The organism is Pseudoalteromonas luteoviolacea DSM 6061, from assembly GCF_001625655.1.
Classification (GTDB): domain Bacteria; phylum Pseudomonadota; class Gammaproteobacteria; order Enterobacterales; family Alteromonadaceae; genus Pseudoalteromonas; species Pseudoalteromonas luteoviolacea.
On sequence record NZ_AUYB01000105.1, the window covers coordinates 39,909 to 58,670 of the forward strand.

At 39.8% G+C, this 18,762-nt stretch carries 11 protein-coding genes; 7 read left to right on the top strand and 4 right to left on the bottom strand.

The genetic code is table 11. The features are described from left to right. Positions 1-331 precede the first annotated feature (331 nt). The 7 genes from N475_RS14345 (at position 332) to N475_RS25200 (ending at position 16,057) form a co-directional block, all read left to right on the top strand. Positions 332-2,371, top strand: coding sequence for a S9 family peptidase (locus tag N475_RS14345; protein ID WP_081232436.1), 2,040 nt, complete (start codon positions 332-334; stop codon positions 2,369-2,371). 667 nt (positions 2,372-3,038) lie between these two features. Further along, positions 3,039-7,130 (top strand): hybrid sensor histidine kinase/response regulator, encoded by a 4,092-nt coding sequence (locus tag N475_RS14350; RefSeq protein ID WP_063358869.1) that lies wholly within the window; start codon positions 3,039-3,041, stop codon positions 7,128-7,130. A 195-nt stretch (positions 7,131-7,325) separates the two neighbouring features. After that, entirely contained in the window at positions 7,326-9,833 is a 2,508-nt protein-coding gene (locus N475_RS14355; RefSeq protein WP_063365467.1) for a GH92 family glycosyl hydrolase, read from the top strand. Positions 9,834-10,095: 262 nt separating this feature from the next. Further along, on the top strand, positions 10,096-11,475 hold the full coding sequence (locus N475_RS14360; protein ID WP_063358867.1) for a lipase family protein: 1,380 nt from the start codon (positions 10,096-10,098) through the stop codon (positions 11,473-11,475). 669 nt (positions 11,476-12,144) lie between these two features. After that, complete coding sequence (locus N475_RS14365) at positions 12,145-13,956, top strand: RICIN domain-containing protein (protein ID WP_063365468.1); 1,812 nt, start codon at positions 12,145-12,147, stop codon at positions 13,954-13,956. Between the two features lie 194 nt (positions 13,957-14,150). Further along, positions 14,151-15,254, top strand: a complete 1,104-nt coding sequence (locus N475_RS25195; RefSeq protein WP_081232437.1) for a hypothetical protein — start codon at positions 14,151-14,153, stop codon at positions 15,252-15,254. 47 nt (positions 15,255-15,301) lie between these two features. After that, the gene (locus N475_RS25200) at positions 15,302-16,057 is read left to right on the top strand and encodes an alpha/beta hydrolase family protein (protein ID WP_162269601.1); all 756 of its coding nucleotides are present in this window, start codon (positions 15,302-15,304) and stop codon (positions 16,055-16,057) included. Between the two features lie 51 nt (positions 16,058-16,108). On the opposite strand, the gene N475_RS14375 is transcribed toward N475_RS25200, so the two are convergent. From N475_RS14375 to N475_RS14390, 4 genes are all read right to left on the bottom strand, one after another. Next, positions 16,109-16,330, bottom strand: a complete 222-nt coding sequence (locus tag N475_RS14375) for a hypothetical protein (RefSeq protein ID WP_063365469.1) — start codon at positions 16,328-16,330, stop codon at positions 16,109-16,111. Between the two features lie 10 nt (positions 16,331-16,340). Continuing rightward, positions 16,341-17,033 carry a DUF2589 domain-containing protein gene (locus tag N475_RS14380; RefSeq protein ID WP_063365470.1) on the bottom strand — a complete coding sequence of 231 codons (693 nt, stop codon included), beginning with the start codon at positions 17,031-17,033 and terminating at the stop codon, positions 16,341-16,343. A gap of 23 nt (positions 17,034-17,056) precedes the next feature. Next, complete coding sequence (locus tag N475_RS14385) at positions 17,057-17,551, bottom strand: DUF2589 domain-containing protein (RefSeq protein ID WP_063365471.1); 495 nt, start codon at positions 17,549-17,551, stop codon at positions 17,057-17,059. 72 nt (positions 17,552-17,623) lie between these two features. Continuing rightward, a complete protein-coding gene (locus tag N475_RS14390) occupies positions 17,624-18,283 on the bottom strand; it encodes a DUF2589 domain-containing protein (RefSeq protein ID WP_063365472.1) in 660 nt (219 codons plus the stop codon). Between the last annotated feature and the right edge of the window lie 479 nt (positions 18,284-18,762).

Consider the following 18,762-nt stretch of genomic DNA (forward strand, 5'->3'; position numbering starts at 1 on the left):
TTATGTAAACTCATGATTAAAAATATGATTTTTTTCATCCAGCGAAATCGCCCTAAAATTTCATGTACTTAGTTATTTTAACGGTAGCTTCTACTCTTGTTCTAAAAGGCTGAATAATCGAGATGCATGTGTACAGCTGCAGCAAGGCGTTTAGATGCAACTAATCCAGATTTTACCTGCTATTCACAGCGTTTTTAAGACGGGCACGCTTGTTTGTAATAGGCTATGAAGTTCAGCTATTTTGCAAACTCTAATAAATAGTTCCTTGAAAAAAGATTAACCCCAACTTGTTGTCCTGACGCATTGGGCACAGTTACGTGGAAGTATTGGTATGACAAAAAAAATAAAGCCTAAAAACTCATTTAGTAGCTTACTACTCTCAACAGCTTTGATGGCTTGTGCCTCAGGCGCATATGCCACTGATAAAAACTTGACCGGCTTAGTACCTCAAGATTATTTTGATTTTGTATTTATGGGAGAACCACAGATCTCGCCACATAATGACATGACCTTATTTGTGAAAAGTACGGTAAATGATGATGCGAGTGGCCGCAACAGCCAAATTTATAAAATCAATAAAGATGGAGTTGTTTCTGAGTTCACGCAGGGCAAAGGTGATTATGCCCCTAAGTGGTCTGCTGATGGTAGTAAAGTTGCCTTTATTCGAGCCGTTGATGGCAAGTCACAAGTATTCATCATGCCCGCTAACGGCGGAGAAGCAAAGCAAGTAACGTCATTAGAGGACAATCTTTCGAGCTTTGATTGGTTTCCTTCCGGAGATAAATTACTATTGTCTCTCAGTGTCAGCCCAGAAGCAGAGTCAGCTGAGGAAAAGATTGACGACGAACTTGAAAAGAGCACCAATGAACGTGCAGAGCCTAATATTGTTGTTGTAAAACACGCAAAGTATATAGGTAACGGCAGTGGATACCTGAGCGATAAGCGCAGGCATCTATTTGTATTTGACATAAATAAGAGTGAGCTCACACAATTAACTTTTGGCGAAGATTGGAACGCAAATGGTCCTGTTGTTTCACAGGATGGGAAATATATTTATTTTGATGCTAACAAAACTGGATTGGAGTATGAAGGCAACTCAAATTCAGATATTTTTCGCTTGGATGTCGCCACTAAAAAAGTAACGGCATTAACTCAACATAAAGGAGCTCAGTTTGATATAAGTTTGTCTCACGACAATTCATCGATCGCCTATGTACATTATGAAGATACCTTTGAGCAGGCGGACGTAATAGTGAAGGGCAAAAATGGAAAAGCCCAAAATCTTACAGCGAATTTTGATAGAAATGCCTCTAACGCCATTTGGGCGCCTGACAATAACACTCTGTACTTTACAGCCAATGATCACGGAGCCAATCGACTATTTGCCGCCTCAGTAAAGTCAGGCAAAGTGACAAAACTGATTGAAGGTAATAAAAGCATAAAGAATGTAACGCTTTCCAGTAACGGTCAATTTTTAGTATTTACCATGGAGAGTTCAACGCAGCTACCAGAACTATACCGTTTTGATCTGAGTTCAAAAACAGTCGTTAGACTCACTCAGTTTAATGATGAATTGCTTGCTAGCAAAAACCTATCCGCAGCTGAGGAAGTGTGGTTTGAGAATGAAAAAGGTATGAAAGTTCAAGGCTTTATTCATAAGCCACTGAATTTTGATAAGCACAAAAAATACCCTCTGGTACTTAATATTAAAGGTGGTCCAGGTGGAATGTGGGGGCACCAATGGTTCCATGAAAATCAGATGTATGCAGCCAAAGGCTACGCTGTTGCTTATGTAAATTACCGTGGAAGTAGCGGCTATGGTATTGCACACAGCAAAGGCGTCAGAAAAGACTATGGGGGAGCTGACTACAGAGACAATATTCAGTTCCTTGACAAAGTATTGGCAGACAATACCTGGATAGATGCAGAAAAACTGTATATCACAGGTGGTAGTCATGGCGGGTTCTTAACGAATTGGATCACAACTAAAACAGACCGTTTCAAAGCTGCGGTAACACAGCGCAGTGTAAGCTCTTGGATATCAGAAGCTGGTACTCAAGAATATACCCCAAATCAGATGACTGAAGAGTTTGGCGGCAATTTGTGGAATAACTTTGATGCGTATTGGAATAGATCTCCCCTTAAGTATGCTAATAAAGTTTCCACACCTACATTAATCATCCACAGTGACGCGGATATGATTACTCCTATTGGTCAAGGTCAGGAGTGGTTTTACGCTTTGAAAGCAAACAATGTACCGGTAGAGATGGTGATCTTCAAAGGTGAAACACATTCTTTGTCTCGCAGTGGCACACCGACAAATTTAGTTGAAAGGCTCTCTCGAATTATAGATTGGTTTGAGCGCCATTAAACGTACCGCTAAATATGCCCCTTAACTCGTTTATGGGGCAACTTCTTATATGCAAACGTTTTAACTCTGCCAATAAATTTAAGTTTATAGCCTTTTGTGCTTGGCCCAATTAAATCTTTGTTCTCAGAAAAGCAATGAATTTTAAAGCGGAGTAGGTGTGGTGTTATAGACATTTTACTACAAGTGAAGCTAACTTAAGCCTGCCTAGGTTGTTTCTAAAGTAAGTAATTGCTTCCACGTAAGCTCATTTATACCAAACATTAATCATATTTGGAAAAACAAAAATACGAAGTTGTAATAGTGACTGAGTTACAAAATTGCTCCAAGCAAGTTCTCCAACTTACTGTCTAATTCGAGTTAGTGCGGTTAGTGCGAGGAGTATCGAAGGGCTGACATTGAAGTAGCAAAAGACTGTGGATGCAAAAAACTAATATTTGCTGAATTCACATCACAAAAGGCTTAATTTACTTGGGGTGTTAAGAAAGGCACTTTTGTAGGCGCTAATCGAAGGTATATTTTTATAGAATAAACAACAAAATGCGTAGAAATAGTAGACAATATCAACTAGCCTATAAAAACGAGTATTTATATTTCGGTACCTTAAACGGTTGCTCCAATGCCTATGGGAAAACAGCTTTCTGTAATTTTATATACCACGTGGATATTAATGGCTGTTATTCCAAGCACTTGCCTAGGAAACATTCCAATACTTGCAAACCAATACTCGGTTAAAAAGCTGACTGCAGAAGATGGGTTTGCTTCATCTGAAATTTATTCAATCATTCAAGATCAACAAGGGTTTCTTTGGTTTGGCACCGCCGAAAATGGTGTAATGCGCTATGACGGTCGAAAAGTAACACTCTTTGAATTTGATAGTAAGAATATAAACGGCCTCTCTCACAACGACGCTGGTAATCTGATGTTAGATCGAAATGGTAATATTTGGGTGGGCACATGGGGAGGAGGTGCAAATCGCTATGACCCTAAGACAGGGCAGTTTGAGAGCTTTCTTCACGACCCAAAACGGGAAAATTCTATTTCGGCAAACAGAATACAATCTCTTTACCACGATCTGGATGGCACCATTTGGTTGGGATCTTATGACAAAGGTTTAAATCGTTATCTCGAGAATAATGAATTTGAACATATTCAAGTAGGTTCTAGTATCTCTCAAGGTCTATCTCATAATCGCATTTGGGACATAGAAAATAATGATGAAAACAGCCTTTGGATCGCCACTAGTTATGGCCTGAACCTATATAATAAAAAACAAAACACCTTCCGGTATTTTTTCCCAGACCCTGTAAATGATACGCCAACGGGTGCCAATGAAATTAGGCATGTTCTAAAAACTTCTAAAGGGGAATTATATGTTGGTACACAACAAGGTCCTTTTTCATTTGATGCCAAAAGTGGCGAATTTGTAGAAATAGGCGTTTTAGATGGCGTGCATTTGGGCCAAGTTAACTCGATGATTGAAGACCAAGATGGTTACATTTGGTTTGTGACCAGTAAAGGTGTGTTCAGAAAGTCGAGTGTGAACGGTCAGCTTGTGCAGCTTGACCTTGAGCACAATAATGGCCTACGAATCATTTTTGAAGACAACGCAAAAACCATTTGGATTACGAACGAAATACACGGTATTTTTAAGTTGGTTCCTCATCGCAAATTTAAGTCAATTAATAGCCCTGAACTAAGTGCGCCAAATGGGATTGTTGCGGATGCCAACGGAGACATCTTAATTGCAAACGCGGCGTCTCAATTATTGAAATGGGAAGTGTCTTCGCAGACTTTGAAACTTGTATCACCGCCAGTATTTAATGAGTCTAATGGTTTTGGTTCCAATACATTATTAGAGCGGCCAGTTTTATATTTAGATGCGCAAAACTATCTCTGGCTGGCACAGGATAGAGGAATTGCGAAATTCAATTTAGCCACTGGGCAAAGTGAGTTGATTACTTATCCCGAGGAGGACGCCCATTACCGTGAATTCAGGGAGATACGGGCACTAACCGCTGATACACACGGCAACCTATGGATAGGTACATACAAAAACGGTGTGTACATATATAACCCCAAGACGAATAATTTCAAGCATTTAGATGGCTCCTTTGGGTTATCTCATCCAGAGGTATTAACCATCTATAAAGATAAATCGCAAAATATATGGGTGGGAACAGGCGATGGTGTCAATTTATGGAATGAATCTAGCCAAAAATTCCAGTCATTTGTGAGTGATAATTACAAATCAGATAGCTTGTTGGGCAGTATCGTTCAAGATATTCATCAATCGAAAGATGGTGGCATTTGGATAGCGACTCAGCAAGGGCTCAACCTATATCAAGCAGATACAAACAACTTCAAGCATTTTAGTACGCAAAATGGTTTACCCAGTAATTTGATCCGCGCAATATCGGACGACAAACAAGGTAATTTATGGTTGACGACCAATAAAGGTATTACTAAGTTTTCGCCTTCCAGTGGCAAGATCAGCAATTTTGATAGCCGTAATGGTTTACTGGGATTAAATTATTACCCAAGTAGCTTAATTAAAGGTAGAAATAACACCCTATTTACCAGTAGTCAGCGTGGGGTTGAATACTTTAGCACACAGCCACTTAAATCAGATTTAAGCGATCCACACTTGGTGCTGACTGGGTTCAATAAAATGGGCCAACCCGTTGATCTAGACAAACCTTATTCATATGTAGACGACATCTATATTTCATATTTGGATTACATCTTCTCATTTGAATTTTCTGTGCTTGATTTCATCTCACCTAATAAGAATCAGTATGCTTATAAGCTCGAAGGGTATGATGATAACTGGATCGAAATTGGTAATAGAAACACGGCTTCTTTTACTAATTTGGATGGTGGAACTTACACTTTTCAAGTAAAAGCGACTAATAGCAATGGACTTTGGGGCTCAAATATACTGTCAATTAATCTACACGTTGCACCACCACCATGGAAGACTTGGTGGGCCTATTGCTTATATCTGTTGTCTATTGCATCGATCATTTTTACCGTTATTTACCTGCGCACAAAACTTCAAAAGGCTGAAATACGCAGGCAGAAGCAGTTTGTAATTCAACTTGAAAAACAAGTCTCTGAAAAAACTGCATCACTTAAAATGCAGGCTAAGGATCTTGAAAAAGCGTTAAAAAAGGCAGAAGAAGTTACTCGATTGAAGTCCGAATTTTTGGCGAATATGAGCCATGAAATCAGGACGCCCATGAATGGTGTATTGGGCATGCTGGAGTTGTTAAAGCACAGTGAATTAACGCCAGAGCAAGCTCATTCGGTGAATATTGCAAGTACCAGCGCACATTCGTTATTAACTTTGATCAACGACATATTAGACTTTTCTAAGATAGAAGCCGACAAACTCGAACTTGAGTTTATAGATTTTGATTTAAGGCAACTTATAGAACTTTTATGTGAATCTATGGCTTTGTCTGCTCAGTCAAAAGGTGTCAGCATGACAGTCGATTTAGTAGACATAGCATCACCGATAGTAAACTCAGATCCAGGCAGAATTAGACAAATAATTACTAACTTATTGAGCAATGCAATTAAGTTTACAGAGCAAGGTGAGATAGTTATTACCGCTAAATTGGAACCCACTGCTGTTGCCAATCAAAGCCTATTAACTTGTCAAATTAAAGATACAGGAATAGGTATTCCTGAAGAAAAGCTCTCTAGTTTATTTGACTCATTTATACAGGTAGATGCGTCTACAACACGTAAATATGGTGGAACAGGCTTGGGGCTTAGTATTACTAAAAAGCTATGTCAGTTATTAAACGGAGATGTACAAGTCTCGAGTGAAGTGGGTTCAGGAAGTCGATTTGAATTTAATTGTATTGTTCTCCAAAGTGACAAATCTGTTCAAGAAGAGGTTTCCTTTAAAAACATGGGGATAACAGCCCTGATTGTTGATCCGGCAATCTCCAGTAACAAAGCCATTTGTAAGCAGTTGACGCGCTGGGGGGTCAAAGCTCTAGATACAACGAATGCAGGACAAGCTTTAAAGGAGCTTAACGCAAACGACATCGATATTGTATTTTTTAACAAGGCGCTTCCTGATATGAGTGGGGAGTCGATGGCCAAAGAAATACGAAAGCATGAACAAAATGCGAGTATTAAGCTCATCATGATGAATTTATTAAATGAACATTATGATGCCATTGAAAACAGCTCTGTTGCTTTAGATGGTCATTTCTCAAAACCTGCAACTATGAATGACTTATTGATGGCTTTATCTACTGTAAATAGTGACATTTTAGTACAGCAAAACACATCGAGTGAGGTCGATGAAACGCAAGGCGTCTTAGACATGCACGACGACGTGTGGGCAGTGAATAAGCGAGTACTTCTTGTTGAAGACAATAAAGTGAACCAGATAGTTGCTTTACGGATTTTAAATGATATCGGTGTAACTACGGAAATAGCGGAAAATGGTGTTGAAGCAATAGAAAAGCTAGTTAAAGCAGATCCTACTCAGCCTTACGACATCGTGCTAATGGACTGTCAAATGCCGAAAATGGATGGCTATGAAACTACAAAAAACATCAGAGCAGCGAACGCGGGAGATTGCCATACAGCAATTCCCATTGTCGCCATGACCGCCAATGCTATGCAAGGAGATAAGCAAAAATGCTTGAATGCGGGTATGGACGACTACATCACGAAACCAATTGAAGCCAACAAAGTCAAAGAAAAGCTAAAAGCTTGGATCATTAAAACCCAGTAATGTCTGGGCTTAAAACAAAAGCTCTGTGTTTAAAGAAAATTAACAATAAAACTTAATAATTATGTTAACTATCGCTAATATCCTTTAAATAAACGCATTAAAATTGTACAAGCATCTAAATTAATGGCATTGTAAGTTAGTTTTTTCGAGTAGTTTAAAGTTAAATTGGAACGATCCAAATTGCGGAAGATAAAAATGATTCATAACAAAAGAGTGAAACATTTGGCCGTTTTGTCACTGTCATGCGCGATGTTGAGCGCGTGCGAAAAAGCCCCAAATGAACCAAGTCAAGTTGCTGAAGTACAAAGTACTAATACACCAAACTATGTGACAGATGTTGTGTCGTATGTTGATCCTCTCATTGGCACTAAAGGTCCCTTCAATCATCGGCAAGCTGGGAACGTGACGCCTGGTGGGGTTGTTCCGTTTGGGATGTTCAACTTTGGACCTGAACATGCTTACACCGAAGATTTACTGGCTGAATCAGAGGGTATCTCAAAAAAAATATTAGAAGAAAAAAAACGTGTACCTGTTTCACCAGGCGGCTACAATTATCAAGCTAGTCGGGTAAAAGGGTTCTCTTTTACTCGCTTGTCGGGCACTGGTTGTTTGGGGGCGTCAGGTGATATTCCAGTTATGCCATTTACTAAAGATATTACGTTTTCTCCTGCTACCGACCCAATCAATGCATACTACAGTGCAGGATTTAGTCACGAAGACGAAACGGCAATTCCTGGTTTTTATCAAGTTGGACTAGATAATGGCGTTAATGTTGAGCTAGCAGCAACAACGCGTACGGGCATTGCAAACTTTACTTTTGCAAACGCCAACAACGCTAAACTGCTATTTAGAACAGCCTATTCACAATTAGGTAGCGGTGATGCGTTCGCAAAAGTGGATGCTGAAAAAGGAGAAGTCACGGGGTATGTTACTTCAGGTAACTTTTGCGGTTACTTAGGCGAGTACAATCAGCGAGACTATTACACCCTCCATTTTGTCGCGAAAATCAACAAGACCATCTCAGGGTCTGGTGCCTGGAAAGATGATGTTGTAGATAAAAACGCTCAGTCGTCAAAAGGCGGGATGGGCTATGGAGATAATGGTTGGCCCGATATTGGTAAAGGTTCAGGTCTATGGATCAACCTTGATCTAAAAGACGGTGAGACAGCACAAATGCGTGTGGGTATTTCATACGTGAGCTTGGAAAATGCGAGGGAGAATTTAGCGAAGGAACAGGCTGAACAGAGTTTTGCTGAGGTACGTCAAAAATCTCAAAAAGCGTGGGAGACAGAATTGTCTAAGGTGAAAGTTGCTTCAGACGATACCAGCAAGTTACGGGTATTTTATACTGCCCTTTATCATAGTCTATTTCATCCGAATGTCTTTTCTGACGTAAATGGTGAGTACACTGGTTTTGACCAAAAGGTACACACTGTGAAAGGTACTCAGGCAGTGCAATATGCTAACTTTTCTGGCTGGGATGTATACCGCTCGCAGTTGCAATTAGTGACACTTTTGGATAAGAAACGTGGAAGTGATATTGCACAATCATTATTCAACCAAGCCAATCAGTTTAATGGTATCTGGGACCGGTGGACTCACAATGCGGGCCCGACAGGTGTTATGAGCGGAGATCCATCCACTATCGCAATCGCTAACTTTGTCGCTTTTGGCGCAAATGACTTTGACGTGTCGGGTTCATATAAGTCGCTACGCAAGGCCGCGACTCAACCGACAGAATTTGATTTATCAAATGTTGGTTGCCCAGTTTTTTGCCGCGGACAAAAGCCATCTTTAGATGAATGGCAAAGCTTGGGTTACATTTCAGAACAGTCTAATAGTTGGGAAGGTGCCTCTGAAACCCTTGAACAAGCTTCCAGCTACTTCTCTTTGGGGCAATTGGCTCAGCGCCTTGGTCAAAGTGAAGACGCTTCCCGATTTGTAGATGAAGCGGGATATTGGCGTAATATTTATAATCCTTTTGCAACAGAGTCATTGGGGTATATCCAAGGACGAAATAAAGATACAAGCTGGAAAGGTGAATTTGACCCATTTTCTGGACACTTGTTTGTTGAAGGTAGCCCTGCTCAGTATTTATGGATGATCCCTCATGATGGTGCCGGCCTTGCAAAAGTGCTGGGCGGAGAGCAAAAAATGAGTCAAAGGCTAGATAGCCACTTTAGAAAACCAGATGGTACTTGGGTGCTTTACCGTGACTCAGCTGAATTTTCTGATGTATCGAACCAACCGTCTATTTTGTCTCCGTGGATGTATTTGCATACTGGAGACGCTTATAAAACACAGCAAACGGTGCGTGAAACCATGGAACAACTTTGGCTAGATGCACCTGATGGTATACCGGGTCAAGATGACTTAGGCCAAATGTCGTCATGGTATGTGTTCAGCAGTCTTGGGCTATATCCTAAATACCCGGGCAGAGCCGATTTAGTGCTGTCCAGCCCGCAGTTTTCCAATGCACAAATTGGTAATCTAACTATTACTGCACCAGATGCTTCAAAGCAGCACATTTTCATCGACGAGCTTAAGGTAAATGGTAAAACAACGCTCAATAGCTGGATTGATGAAACATATATTAATCAGCCTGTAACTTTAGACTTTACTTTAAGTACTGAGCCAAATAAAGCATTCGGTAAAGCTATTGAAAATAGACCTCCAAGTTATACTCCAGCTACTATCTTATAGAGTTTACCAGTATTTTTTCATTAAAGTTGGGAAGTAAAACCAGTTAAAAAAGGAGCTTATATAAAGCTCCTTTTTTATTTATAAGTGCGGGGCAACTCAATTTTACTGAGGAGAATATAAAGTGTAGCTTGATTTTTCTAGGCTTGATTACTGCTTTTTTCTTTTTAAATTTAATTGCGACAGATGCGTCCCAGTTTGGGTGGTTAAATAAAAACCAGCTTTTTACATGTATTTTATAGCGGTTCATTCGCAAGGAACAAAAATGATTAGTTTTAAAAAAATATCAATTGTGGCGCTCGCATTGTACTCTCAATTCAATTTGGCTAGTACTGTAGAGGGTTACCCTTCCAGTAAAGTAACTTACACAACAAGTTTTGTATGGTATGACAACATGTCTCATCCTATCAGTGATGGGCAATACATCGAGTCTGAAAGCGGTCAACAATACAGAGTACAAAATGACCAACAGCTTGATCTATCGTATTCGTCATATCCTCAGTGTAGAGACACAATGCAATACATGTGTATGCCATTACCTACGGTTACAGCTCACGTCGTAAAATCTAGAGATGGCGTTTTTGATAAGCCAGTATATTTTATAAAGGGTTTAAATGTCACCGCTGATGGTATCAGCGCGAGCGGAGGTGAGTTCAATAAATATTGGTATGACCATCGCCTTAGAGATGTCTTCAAGCCGTTACTTGAAACTGGACGAGACATTGTCTTTATTGACTACACGGGTACTGACGAAAGCTTGATTCCGCAGTCAGCGCAGTTAGTTCATTTTGTGGAAACTCAAATGAAGGCTGGTAACCATCAAAGTACAATGATGGGCTACAGCTACGGTGGTTTGATAGCAAAACAAGCCCTGAATTTAATGGAGTCAAGCCGTTATAATCACGAGTTTTTTAACTATATCTCAATTGATGCCCCCCACAAAGGCGCCAATATTCCATATACCATCACTGATACGATAGGCAGAATTAAAGGGCGTCTTGAGGATGCAAGAGGATGTTCTTGGATCAGCTCATGTGATAAAGCTCGCAAAAATGCACGTCGAATGTACTCTAGTTTGACTGAAGGGTTGGCAGCTAAGTTGTTGGTTACAGGGAAAGATAGCTTTCAATATTTTAGAAAGTTAGCCAATGAAGGGTACCCATCAACTTACAATGTGGCATTCTCTAATGGGAGCTACACAGGTACTTCTGCTGGTTTACCTACCAATACCCAAATGGCACGGTTTGAGGCTGACTATCAAGTCTATGGAGATACTTATTATACATTAAAATCACTGAACATTAGTAGCCAGTATAAAATGGGACACTACTATAGAAGTCATAACTTTGACAACGCGCCAGGATCGTATGCTGTGACTGGACAGATGTTGCAAACGTTCTTTGATAACAATGGAAATATTCGTCGTGTCACTAATAATTTGTTATCCAATAATAAAAAGCCTACATTTATTACTACAGCAAGTGCTTTAGATTTAAATACGAACGACTTTACATCATCATTTAACTTAAACTCTATATCAACTCCATTTGATAAAGTTTATGCTGTATATGGTAGTAACCTTAGCCACACAAACTTTAGTTACCATAAAAATAACTTGATTTCAGAAGTTAAAAAGGCTAACTAATTATTTTTGATAAAGCGCTTTTAATTTAAGCGCTTTATAAATGGTGTTTATATGGTCGTATTTTTTAATCGATATTTTTTCTTGGTCTTTTAAAATATTGTTGTTTTAAATGTTTAATGTTCTACTTGGTGTATAAAAACCCTAGTGAGGCGCTGGCATTTTAAGAGATTCGTTCCAGTCTTACTTACTCATTTATACCAAAACCATTAATGTTTGTGATTGTGAGTATCTTCGTCTATTTCGCGTGACCCCCTTTAGATCTCATTTTGAAAAGCCCATAAGCAATCCAAGTGTGTTGTTTTAGCTGAGGCCCAAATACGTGGCAACGTTTTATCTAAATTAACCGCCAAAAGCGCATTACAATAGGAAGCGACATGCCTTCAACTATATCGATTCAATTTGAACTCTCTTAGCTATTTGCAAATTATTTACAATCCACTGCGGAAACGAACATCGGACATAGCGCCATCATTCTAAATTTACTTTAGCAAGAATAAAAATACCGGTAATTGGTATGGGGTTTTGGTTTGTTTATTATCGTTATGTTTACAACTGTAATCCCTTGTAATGGTTTTGGGTAACTCATTAATGTAGTTTATTAAACGACTCGGGCGAGTAGCAAATGGGACGGCCTGAAGTCACTAATTACATTAACTTTGGAGTATAAAAATGGGTTCACGAAAAGGGGTAGTTGGCACGGCAGTGGTGGCTTCTTTGGTCACAGGTTCGGTCGTATTTGCTAATCAAGCGAATGCATTTGGTTGGGGAAGCATCGGTGACTTTTTCAAAGACCCAGTCGGTTCAGTGGGAAGCGCTGTAAGCCAAGTGGCCAATGTGGTACATCATGTAACTAGCCCTGTCACGAACGTGGCTATTACGGTTCTAAAAGAGGGCGCAAATGTTGTTAATCAGGCAACAGATATAGTAGGAGTTGACTCTAGAGCAATTACAAATCAAGCAATTGCAGTTGCACAAAGCCTTACGTCAATCAACCAATTGGGCACTTACTTTACATCAGAGCAGCAAAAATTAGCACAGTTAGAAAGTTTTGCTGGTACAGCTGTTAATAATGTGCATCACCTTTCTCAGCTGGAGTCATTAGTTGATGGTGTAAATTCAAATAATGTGGAATTGGCAAAAGAAATTGTCTATGCCCTGATCCGAGATATCGACTATAACAGCCTTAAACGAGTTGCCGATGAAGTTAAAAACCGTGACAGTGCTCAGTCGCTCATGTTCATGGTTAATAAAGGTAATATCGGGGTGGGTGTTGCAGTTGATATCAATGAGCTCGACAGAATAAAGCATGGTCATCATACGCATCGCGACCAGCCGATTATGAGCTTTTTTGTTCAAGCTGTTAATCCAGGCACGCCCGACAATGCGGTTAAATTCGCTGTCGGTTATCATAAAAACTTACCTAAAGATGTCTCTGGCAACAGCTTTAGTATTGCCAACACAGCTAAGAATATCAAAGTCACTTTGGCTTTCGCGCCATTAGGTACAAATAGTTTGCTGAGCTTTTTTGATATTACGGCATTGAGAAATCAACACAAAATGACGGCAGTAGGGGTCAGTAGTAAATCTGTAAACATGCAAGTTGGTGGTACTTCTAGACAAGTGGTTTTTAAACAGTGTCAAAACGGTCGCTTGCTAGTGGCTGATGGAAATTGTCACAATGCGCATGAAGACTTGTCATTAAGTGCAATCTCGGGGGTAAGCCAAACCGATCAGCATACGTCAGTGGGTGGTGTTTCATTTGTATTTAAGTCATTTGGAACTGTACCTGGAATGTATTGTGTACAGACGGTAGAGCCTGCAGATCCACATACGTGGAATGACAACTATTTCTGTGCTTCTCAAGATATCGGTATGAAGTGGTCATACGCAGGCCCCATTGACGGTATGCGTTGTACTCAAATTAAAGAGTCAGCTGATCCTCATACATGGGAAGATAATTACTTGTGCTTACCTGATAGCTCAGACTTTTTATTCTCATGGAGTAGTGCCGGTAAAGCTGATATGAAAAAGACGGTAAGATGGCTTGAATCTGCTGATCCTCATACTTGGCATGACAACTTTCTAGGTATTGAAAAGCACGTAGAGCTAAAAATTCATGGTAAGTGTTTGGATATTTGGTTTGCACATCCAGCCAATGGTCAGGATATTGTAGTACATGATTGTCATGGTGGCGCTAATCAGAAATGGTTGTTCACCAATGATGGCAAAGTTAGAAGTAAAATGAACTATAACAAATGTTTAGACTACAGAAACTTTGCAACAAGCAATGGTGAAACGTTGATGATTTGGGATTGTAATACCAGCCCAACACAATCATTTAAATATGTTAATAGCCAGCTTAAAACAGTCCTAGAGCCCTCTCGTTGTGTTGATGCACCTTCTGCTCACAATGGGACAAGAACACACCTATGGGACTGCCCTGTATTACATCCAAATAATACAGTAGCAGTTTCGCAATAGCCTCTATTGAACAAGAAAAAGGAGATTCACATGTGTGTGAATCTCCTTTTCTTCCTATTATCAAATTTCAAATTGATTGGTCTAAAACCTTTTATAATGTTGTGCTGGTAAGCTAGTCGAATCAATCAATATTGAACCGAAAAGCTGTTTAGCGTAATTTAGGCAAAATTATTATAAAAAGTGAAAGAGTCGCTATGATGCGCTTATTATGGTTTGTTTTGGGAATAGGGGCCGCAATTGTACATTTTGATTCGTCGGCTAAAGACACATCTGCATTACCGATAGAAGCTTTTGCGAGTTTACCTAAGGTTAGCCAATATAAACTTTCCCCTCAGGGTTCTAAGTATGCGTATGTTGCCAATAGTAAAGGCGAACTGTATTTAGTAATCAAAGACCTGAATACAGGAAAATTATATCCTGTGACAAAAACTGATAATCTAAATATCAAGCTCAATTGGTTTGACTGGGTAGATGATAGTTTATTATTACTGGGTGTTTCATATACTGAAAAAGAGCAACATATTCGATACACTCGCACTGAGTTGCTCAGTTATGACTTAAATAGTAAGAATAAAAAAACGAAAATTGTTATTCGTCCGGGTAGAAATCAGCATGATGCACAATTCAAAGACAACGTGATAAGCATGCTTTCGAATGACCCTGAACACGTGCTTCTATCTATTGATCTCAGAAAGCCAAACTTGCCTGATGTATATAAACTCAATGTAAAAAAAGCAAAATTAAAACGCGTCAAGGGCTACAAGTCTCATGTGAAAAGTTGGATTGCTGATAGGCAAGGGAATGTAAGAATGTCCTATCACGTAGACGATACGCATATTTATTATCGGTTATTCGACCTTAAAACTGAAAAGTGGCGCACTGTTTTTGAGCACGAGGCTTTTTCTAAAGACCAAATTACGGTGTTGGGGTTTGATATTGACCCTCATATTTTTTATATCAAAGCAATTCACAATGATAAGTCATCTATATTTAAAGTAGATTCTTCAGATCCTATGTTGCCACGAACGCTGGTATCTCATGACCCTGATTATGATGTTGGTAGTTACTTATTTTATTCTCCTGTATCTGGCGCTGTCGCCAAGGTTTCTGGCTCAGAATATTGGGACGAAGACTTAAAAGCACTTCAAGCTTCAGTAGACCAAGCATTGCCTGATGCACAAAACTCCATTCAGGACATTGATAACAGAGGGAATAGTTATATTGTTTATAGCGAGTCTAAAACTGACTCTGGCAGTTATTTATTAGGAAATCGAGAAAAAATACAATTCAATATCTAGACCAAGAATATCCTCATATTTACGGTGAAACATACATAGGTAAAAAATTGGTTGTTTACAAAACGAGAGATAATATTGAAATCGAAGCCTATATAACACTGCCAAGAGCATACCAAGCAAACTTACAATATCCTGCAATCATATTGCCTCATGGAGGACCGTATACCCGAGACTATGAAACCTTTGACTATTGGTCTGAGTTTTTTGCGCACAATGGCTACATCGTCTTTCAGCCAAACTTTAGAGGGTCATTTGGTTATGGATTTGAGTTTGCCAAAGCGGCGATCGGAGGATGGGGGAAAGCGATGCAAGATGATTTAGAAGATGCAGCAAATTGGCTTGTTACTAATAAATACAGTCAACAAGACAAGATGTGTATTGCTGGAGGTAGCTATGGTGGCTATGCAGCACTGATGGCTTTAGTTAAGCACCCCGATACATTTAGATGTGCAGCAAGCTTCGCGGGCGTAAGCGATTTGGGGTTAATTTACTGGGAAGCTGAGCGTTTTACTAACAAAGATATTGTGCGTAAACAACTTGGAGGCGACAGAGCAAAGCTAGATGATGTTTCTCCAGTCAATTTCGCTAAAGTTATAAAGAACCCAGTGTTATTGATTCATGGTAGTGAGGACTCGGTGGTACCAGTTAGGCATAGTCGCAATATGGCTAAGGCACTCAAACTTGCAGGAAAAGACTTTAAGTACATTGAATTAGATGAGGGTGATCACCATTTGAGTTATCAACCCCATCGAATAACGACGCTTGAAGCCATGTTAGTATTTTTTAATAAACAATTGATGTAGAGATGCCCCAATTAAACTCAATGGTCTTTTATTGCAAGCTATGACCGCTGTTTATGTTTCATGATGGCCAGCTTGTGAAGTGGCGTTGTTACGGATCTGTTCAAATTTATTGAATGCATTTGAGACAACGTCTTTGTCGGTTGCTGTGAGTGCGATAGAGACATCGCAATTTGGATTTGAGCAAGAAAATGACTGCCCAGACAAAAGTAAATTCGACTCAAAGTAAATAGGCATATTGCACTCGGGGCAATCAAGTTTTGATTTAATACTCATGTTTTATTCCTTAGTTTTTACTTGGTAGTGGCATCATGTTTTTAGAGAAAATATCTAAAATGGTGGTGATCCCATTGGGAAGTGGTAGTTGACCTGCTTCTAGGGTCACCTCGTAACTTGCATGTGCTGCGCTTGACTGTTGTAGCTCGCCTTGACTGGATTTTGCCAGCGAGCCGTGTAATTCGGTTTCAAATTCATGTGCTTGGCTGGGCTTAGTAAGTTGTTCATTGGCGTTTTGTGCTGTGCGTTGCTTGCGGCCATGCAGTCTGCCCTGCGAACGCCCACGAGCACGTTCAGGGGCTTTACGAACTTTGCTTACATTACTTCCTTGTTGATCAAAAGAGTCTACTTTGTTAATCTCACGTGAACTCTTTACTTCCATGTTAAATGACACTTTTAGTCTCTCTATGGCGAGCGAATTTATCGGTATTAATGTCATTAAAGGAATTGAAATATCCATTTTCACTGGTGAGCTACTCACTGAGCCGTTTTTATCAATAACCGATCGTGACAATGTAAAGTTAACCATAGTAGGAACTAGCTGATTATTGTCATCTGTGCTTTTCTCGAAGCAAGTTGTGAGCAGAAACTGAGTTTGGGCATTTGCAATCATTGCATTGGCATCCGTTGCTGCTTTGAGTGGTGCACCAATGAGGGCTTTCATCGGTAATCCAGAAAACTGCGAGGCAATATTAGTGTTCATACTGAGTCCTTATTGATATTTGGTTACCCAGGGATCTGAGCTCTAAGTGCGCGTTCATAACCCTCGATTAGTTTTTTTAGACCCTCTGGTGGCTCGTGCCCTGTCATAACAATCTCTAAATGCGCATTTGCCGTGTTTTCGCCGCTATGAGGACCCATAATTTTGTCTCTCAGGCCTGTTTTTTGGGTGTTTTTAGCAAATGTAACCATCAGTTTGTGGTGTTCGTTAGTGCTGATCTCTAGGTCGGTTTTAAACTTAACTTCGGTAATGCGTGGTGAAGATATAGGCACAAGTGCAAGCAGGGGAACCTGTGCTTCAATCGTATCGATCCCATCTTCCGAGCGACTAGGAAATTGCATCGTGCATGTTTTGGGAGAGTAACTTGGAGGCAACCCTGCTTCATTTTCGTGTTCATCAAAAAACCGTTTTACGAAATCTATCGTTTCGCCTTCAACAGACTTAGCGGCGTCTTTTACACCTTTGTGTATGGCTTTCATGAGTGATTGAAATTCGATCATGGTGTTTCTCTTATTATCGTTGTTTGTATGAGGAAGCAGTGAGCTTCCTCAGTTTAGTTGTGAACCCAGACTCTAGGATGCTTTCTCAATAATCGGGTCTATGTTCTTAGTGAAGGCGTTAATAATCGTGGTGACGCCAGTAGGCAGAGGTAATTGGCCTGCATGAACATCTACCTCATACTTTGCTTTATTTGATGCTTCGTAATGCTCTTTTTGTTTTGAAGTCGACTTACTGCTATGAGATACCGAACCGTGTACTTCAACGGAGAATAATCCAGCATTATATTTTGCTGTAATGTCGGCTTTTGCTGCTGTTTCTTGCTCACTACTTTTTTCATTATCGGTCGACATTGAGCTAGACACTTCCATTTCAAAGTGAATTTTCACATCATCTACAGCCAACGAATTTAGTGGGATAAGCGTGAGTAAAGGCAGCTTCAAAGTGATTTTGGCATCAGTTCCTGGTTTGCCTTCAGCTGTGATAACTGGGCGGCTAAGTTCAAACTCAACCATAATCGGGGTGAGCTTACTGTTACTTGACTGAGGTGGGTTGTTACCTCCGCCCCCGCCACCACCTCCGCCGCCATTTTCGAAGCATGTACTTAGCATAAATTGCGTTTGGGTACGTGCCATCATGCCATTTGCATCTGTTGCAGCTTTTAGTGGTCCACCTATAAGGGATTTCATAGGTAAGCCACTAAATTGCTGGGCCATTGATACGAGTCCTGCCATTGTGTTTCTCCTCATTTTCGAGATTTAAAAACCGTGCTAGTCAAGTAACCTCTTCCAAAACAACGAGAATGGGTAGTACCTGACTCGCTTGTTTAATTGGCCATGATAAAAGCCGTACGGTGATGAGAATTGGTGGATCTATGGAAAAAAACGGGGAATTGTATGATGTGATAAAAAGCACCCTAATTATTGTTAGAAAAGGGCAAATAACTGCTTAGTAACGCGTGCTCTTTAACGTATCTTCTTGTTTTACAAATTTACCATTTGAAATAATGCAGCCGGTAGAAGGATAAAGCTTTATGGATAAATTATTGCCTATTACATTTCTGTACATTGTTTAATCATTATTTATATAATTAAACTGCCTTAATTTTAGTCATTTATAGACTATTAAAATTTTCATTAATTGATAATAAAAATTTAAAATACAATGGTATAGGAGTTTTTGTTGTGTTTTTTCATGTTTTGGTGTTAATAAA

What these genes read in the sequence shown, in the direction of transcription:
- N475_RS14380 (WP_063365470.1), bottom strand. Translation starts at nt 17,033, where the DNA reads ATGAACACTAATATTGCCTCGCAGTTTTCTGGATTACCGATGAAAGCC.
- N475_RS14350 (WP_063358869.1), top strand. Translation starts at nt 3,039, where the DNA reads ATGGCTGTTATTCCAAGCACTTGCCTAGGAAACATTCCAATACTTGCA.
- N475_RS25195 (WP_081232437.1), top strand. Translation starts at nt 14,151, where the DNA reads ATGATGCGCTTATTATGGTTTGTTTTGGGAATAGGGGCCGCAATTGTA.
- N475_RS14385 (WP_063365471.1), bottom strand. Translation starts at nt 17,551, where the DNA reads ATGATCGAATTTCAATCACTCATGAAAGCCATACACAAAGGTGTAAAA.
- N475_RS14390 (WP_063365472.1), bottom strand. Translation starts at nt 18,283, where the DNA reads ATGGCAGGACTCGTATCAATGGCCCAGCAATTTAGTGGCTTACCTATG.
- N475_RS14360 (WP_063358867.1), top strand. Translation starts at nt 10,096, where the DNA reads ATGATTAGTTTTAAAAAAATATCAATTGTGGCGCTCGCATTGTACTCT.
- N475_RS14365 (WP_063365468.1), top strand. Translation starts at nt 12,145, where the DNA reads ATGGGTTCACGAAAAGGGGTAGTTGGCACGGCAGTGGTGGCTTCTTTG.
- N475_RS14375 (WP_063365469.1), bottom strand. Translation starts at nt 16,330, where the DNA reads ATGAGTATTAAATCAAAACTTGATTGCCCCGAGTGCAATATGCCTATT.
- N475_RS14345 (WP_081232436.1), top strand. Translation starts at nt 332, where the DNA reads ATGACAAAAAAAATAAAGCCTAAAAACTCATTTAGTAGCTTACTACTC.
- N475_RS14355 (WP_063365467.1), top strand. Translation starts at nt 7,326, where the DNA reads ATGATTCATAACAAAAGAGTGAAACATTTGGCCGTTTTGTCACTGTCA.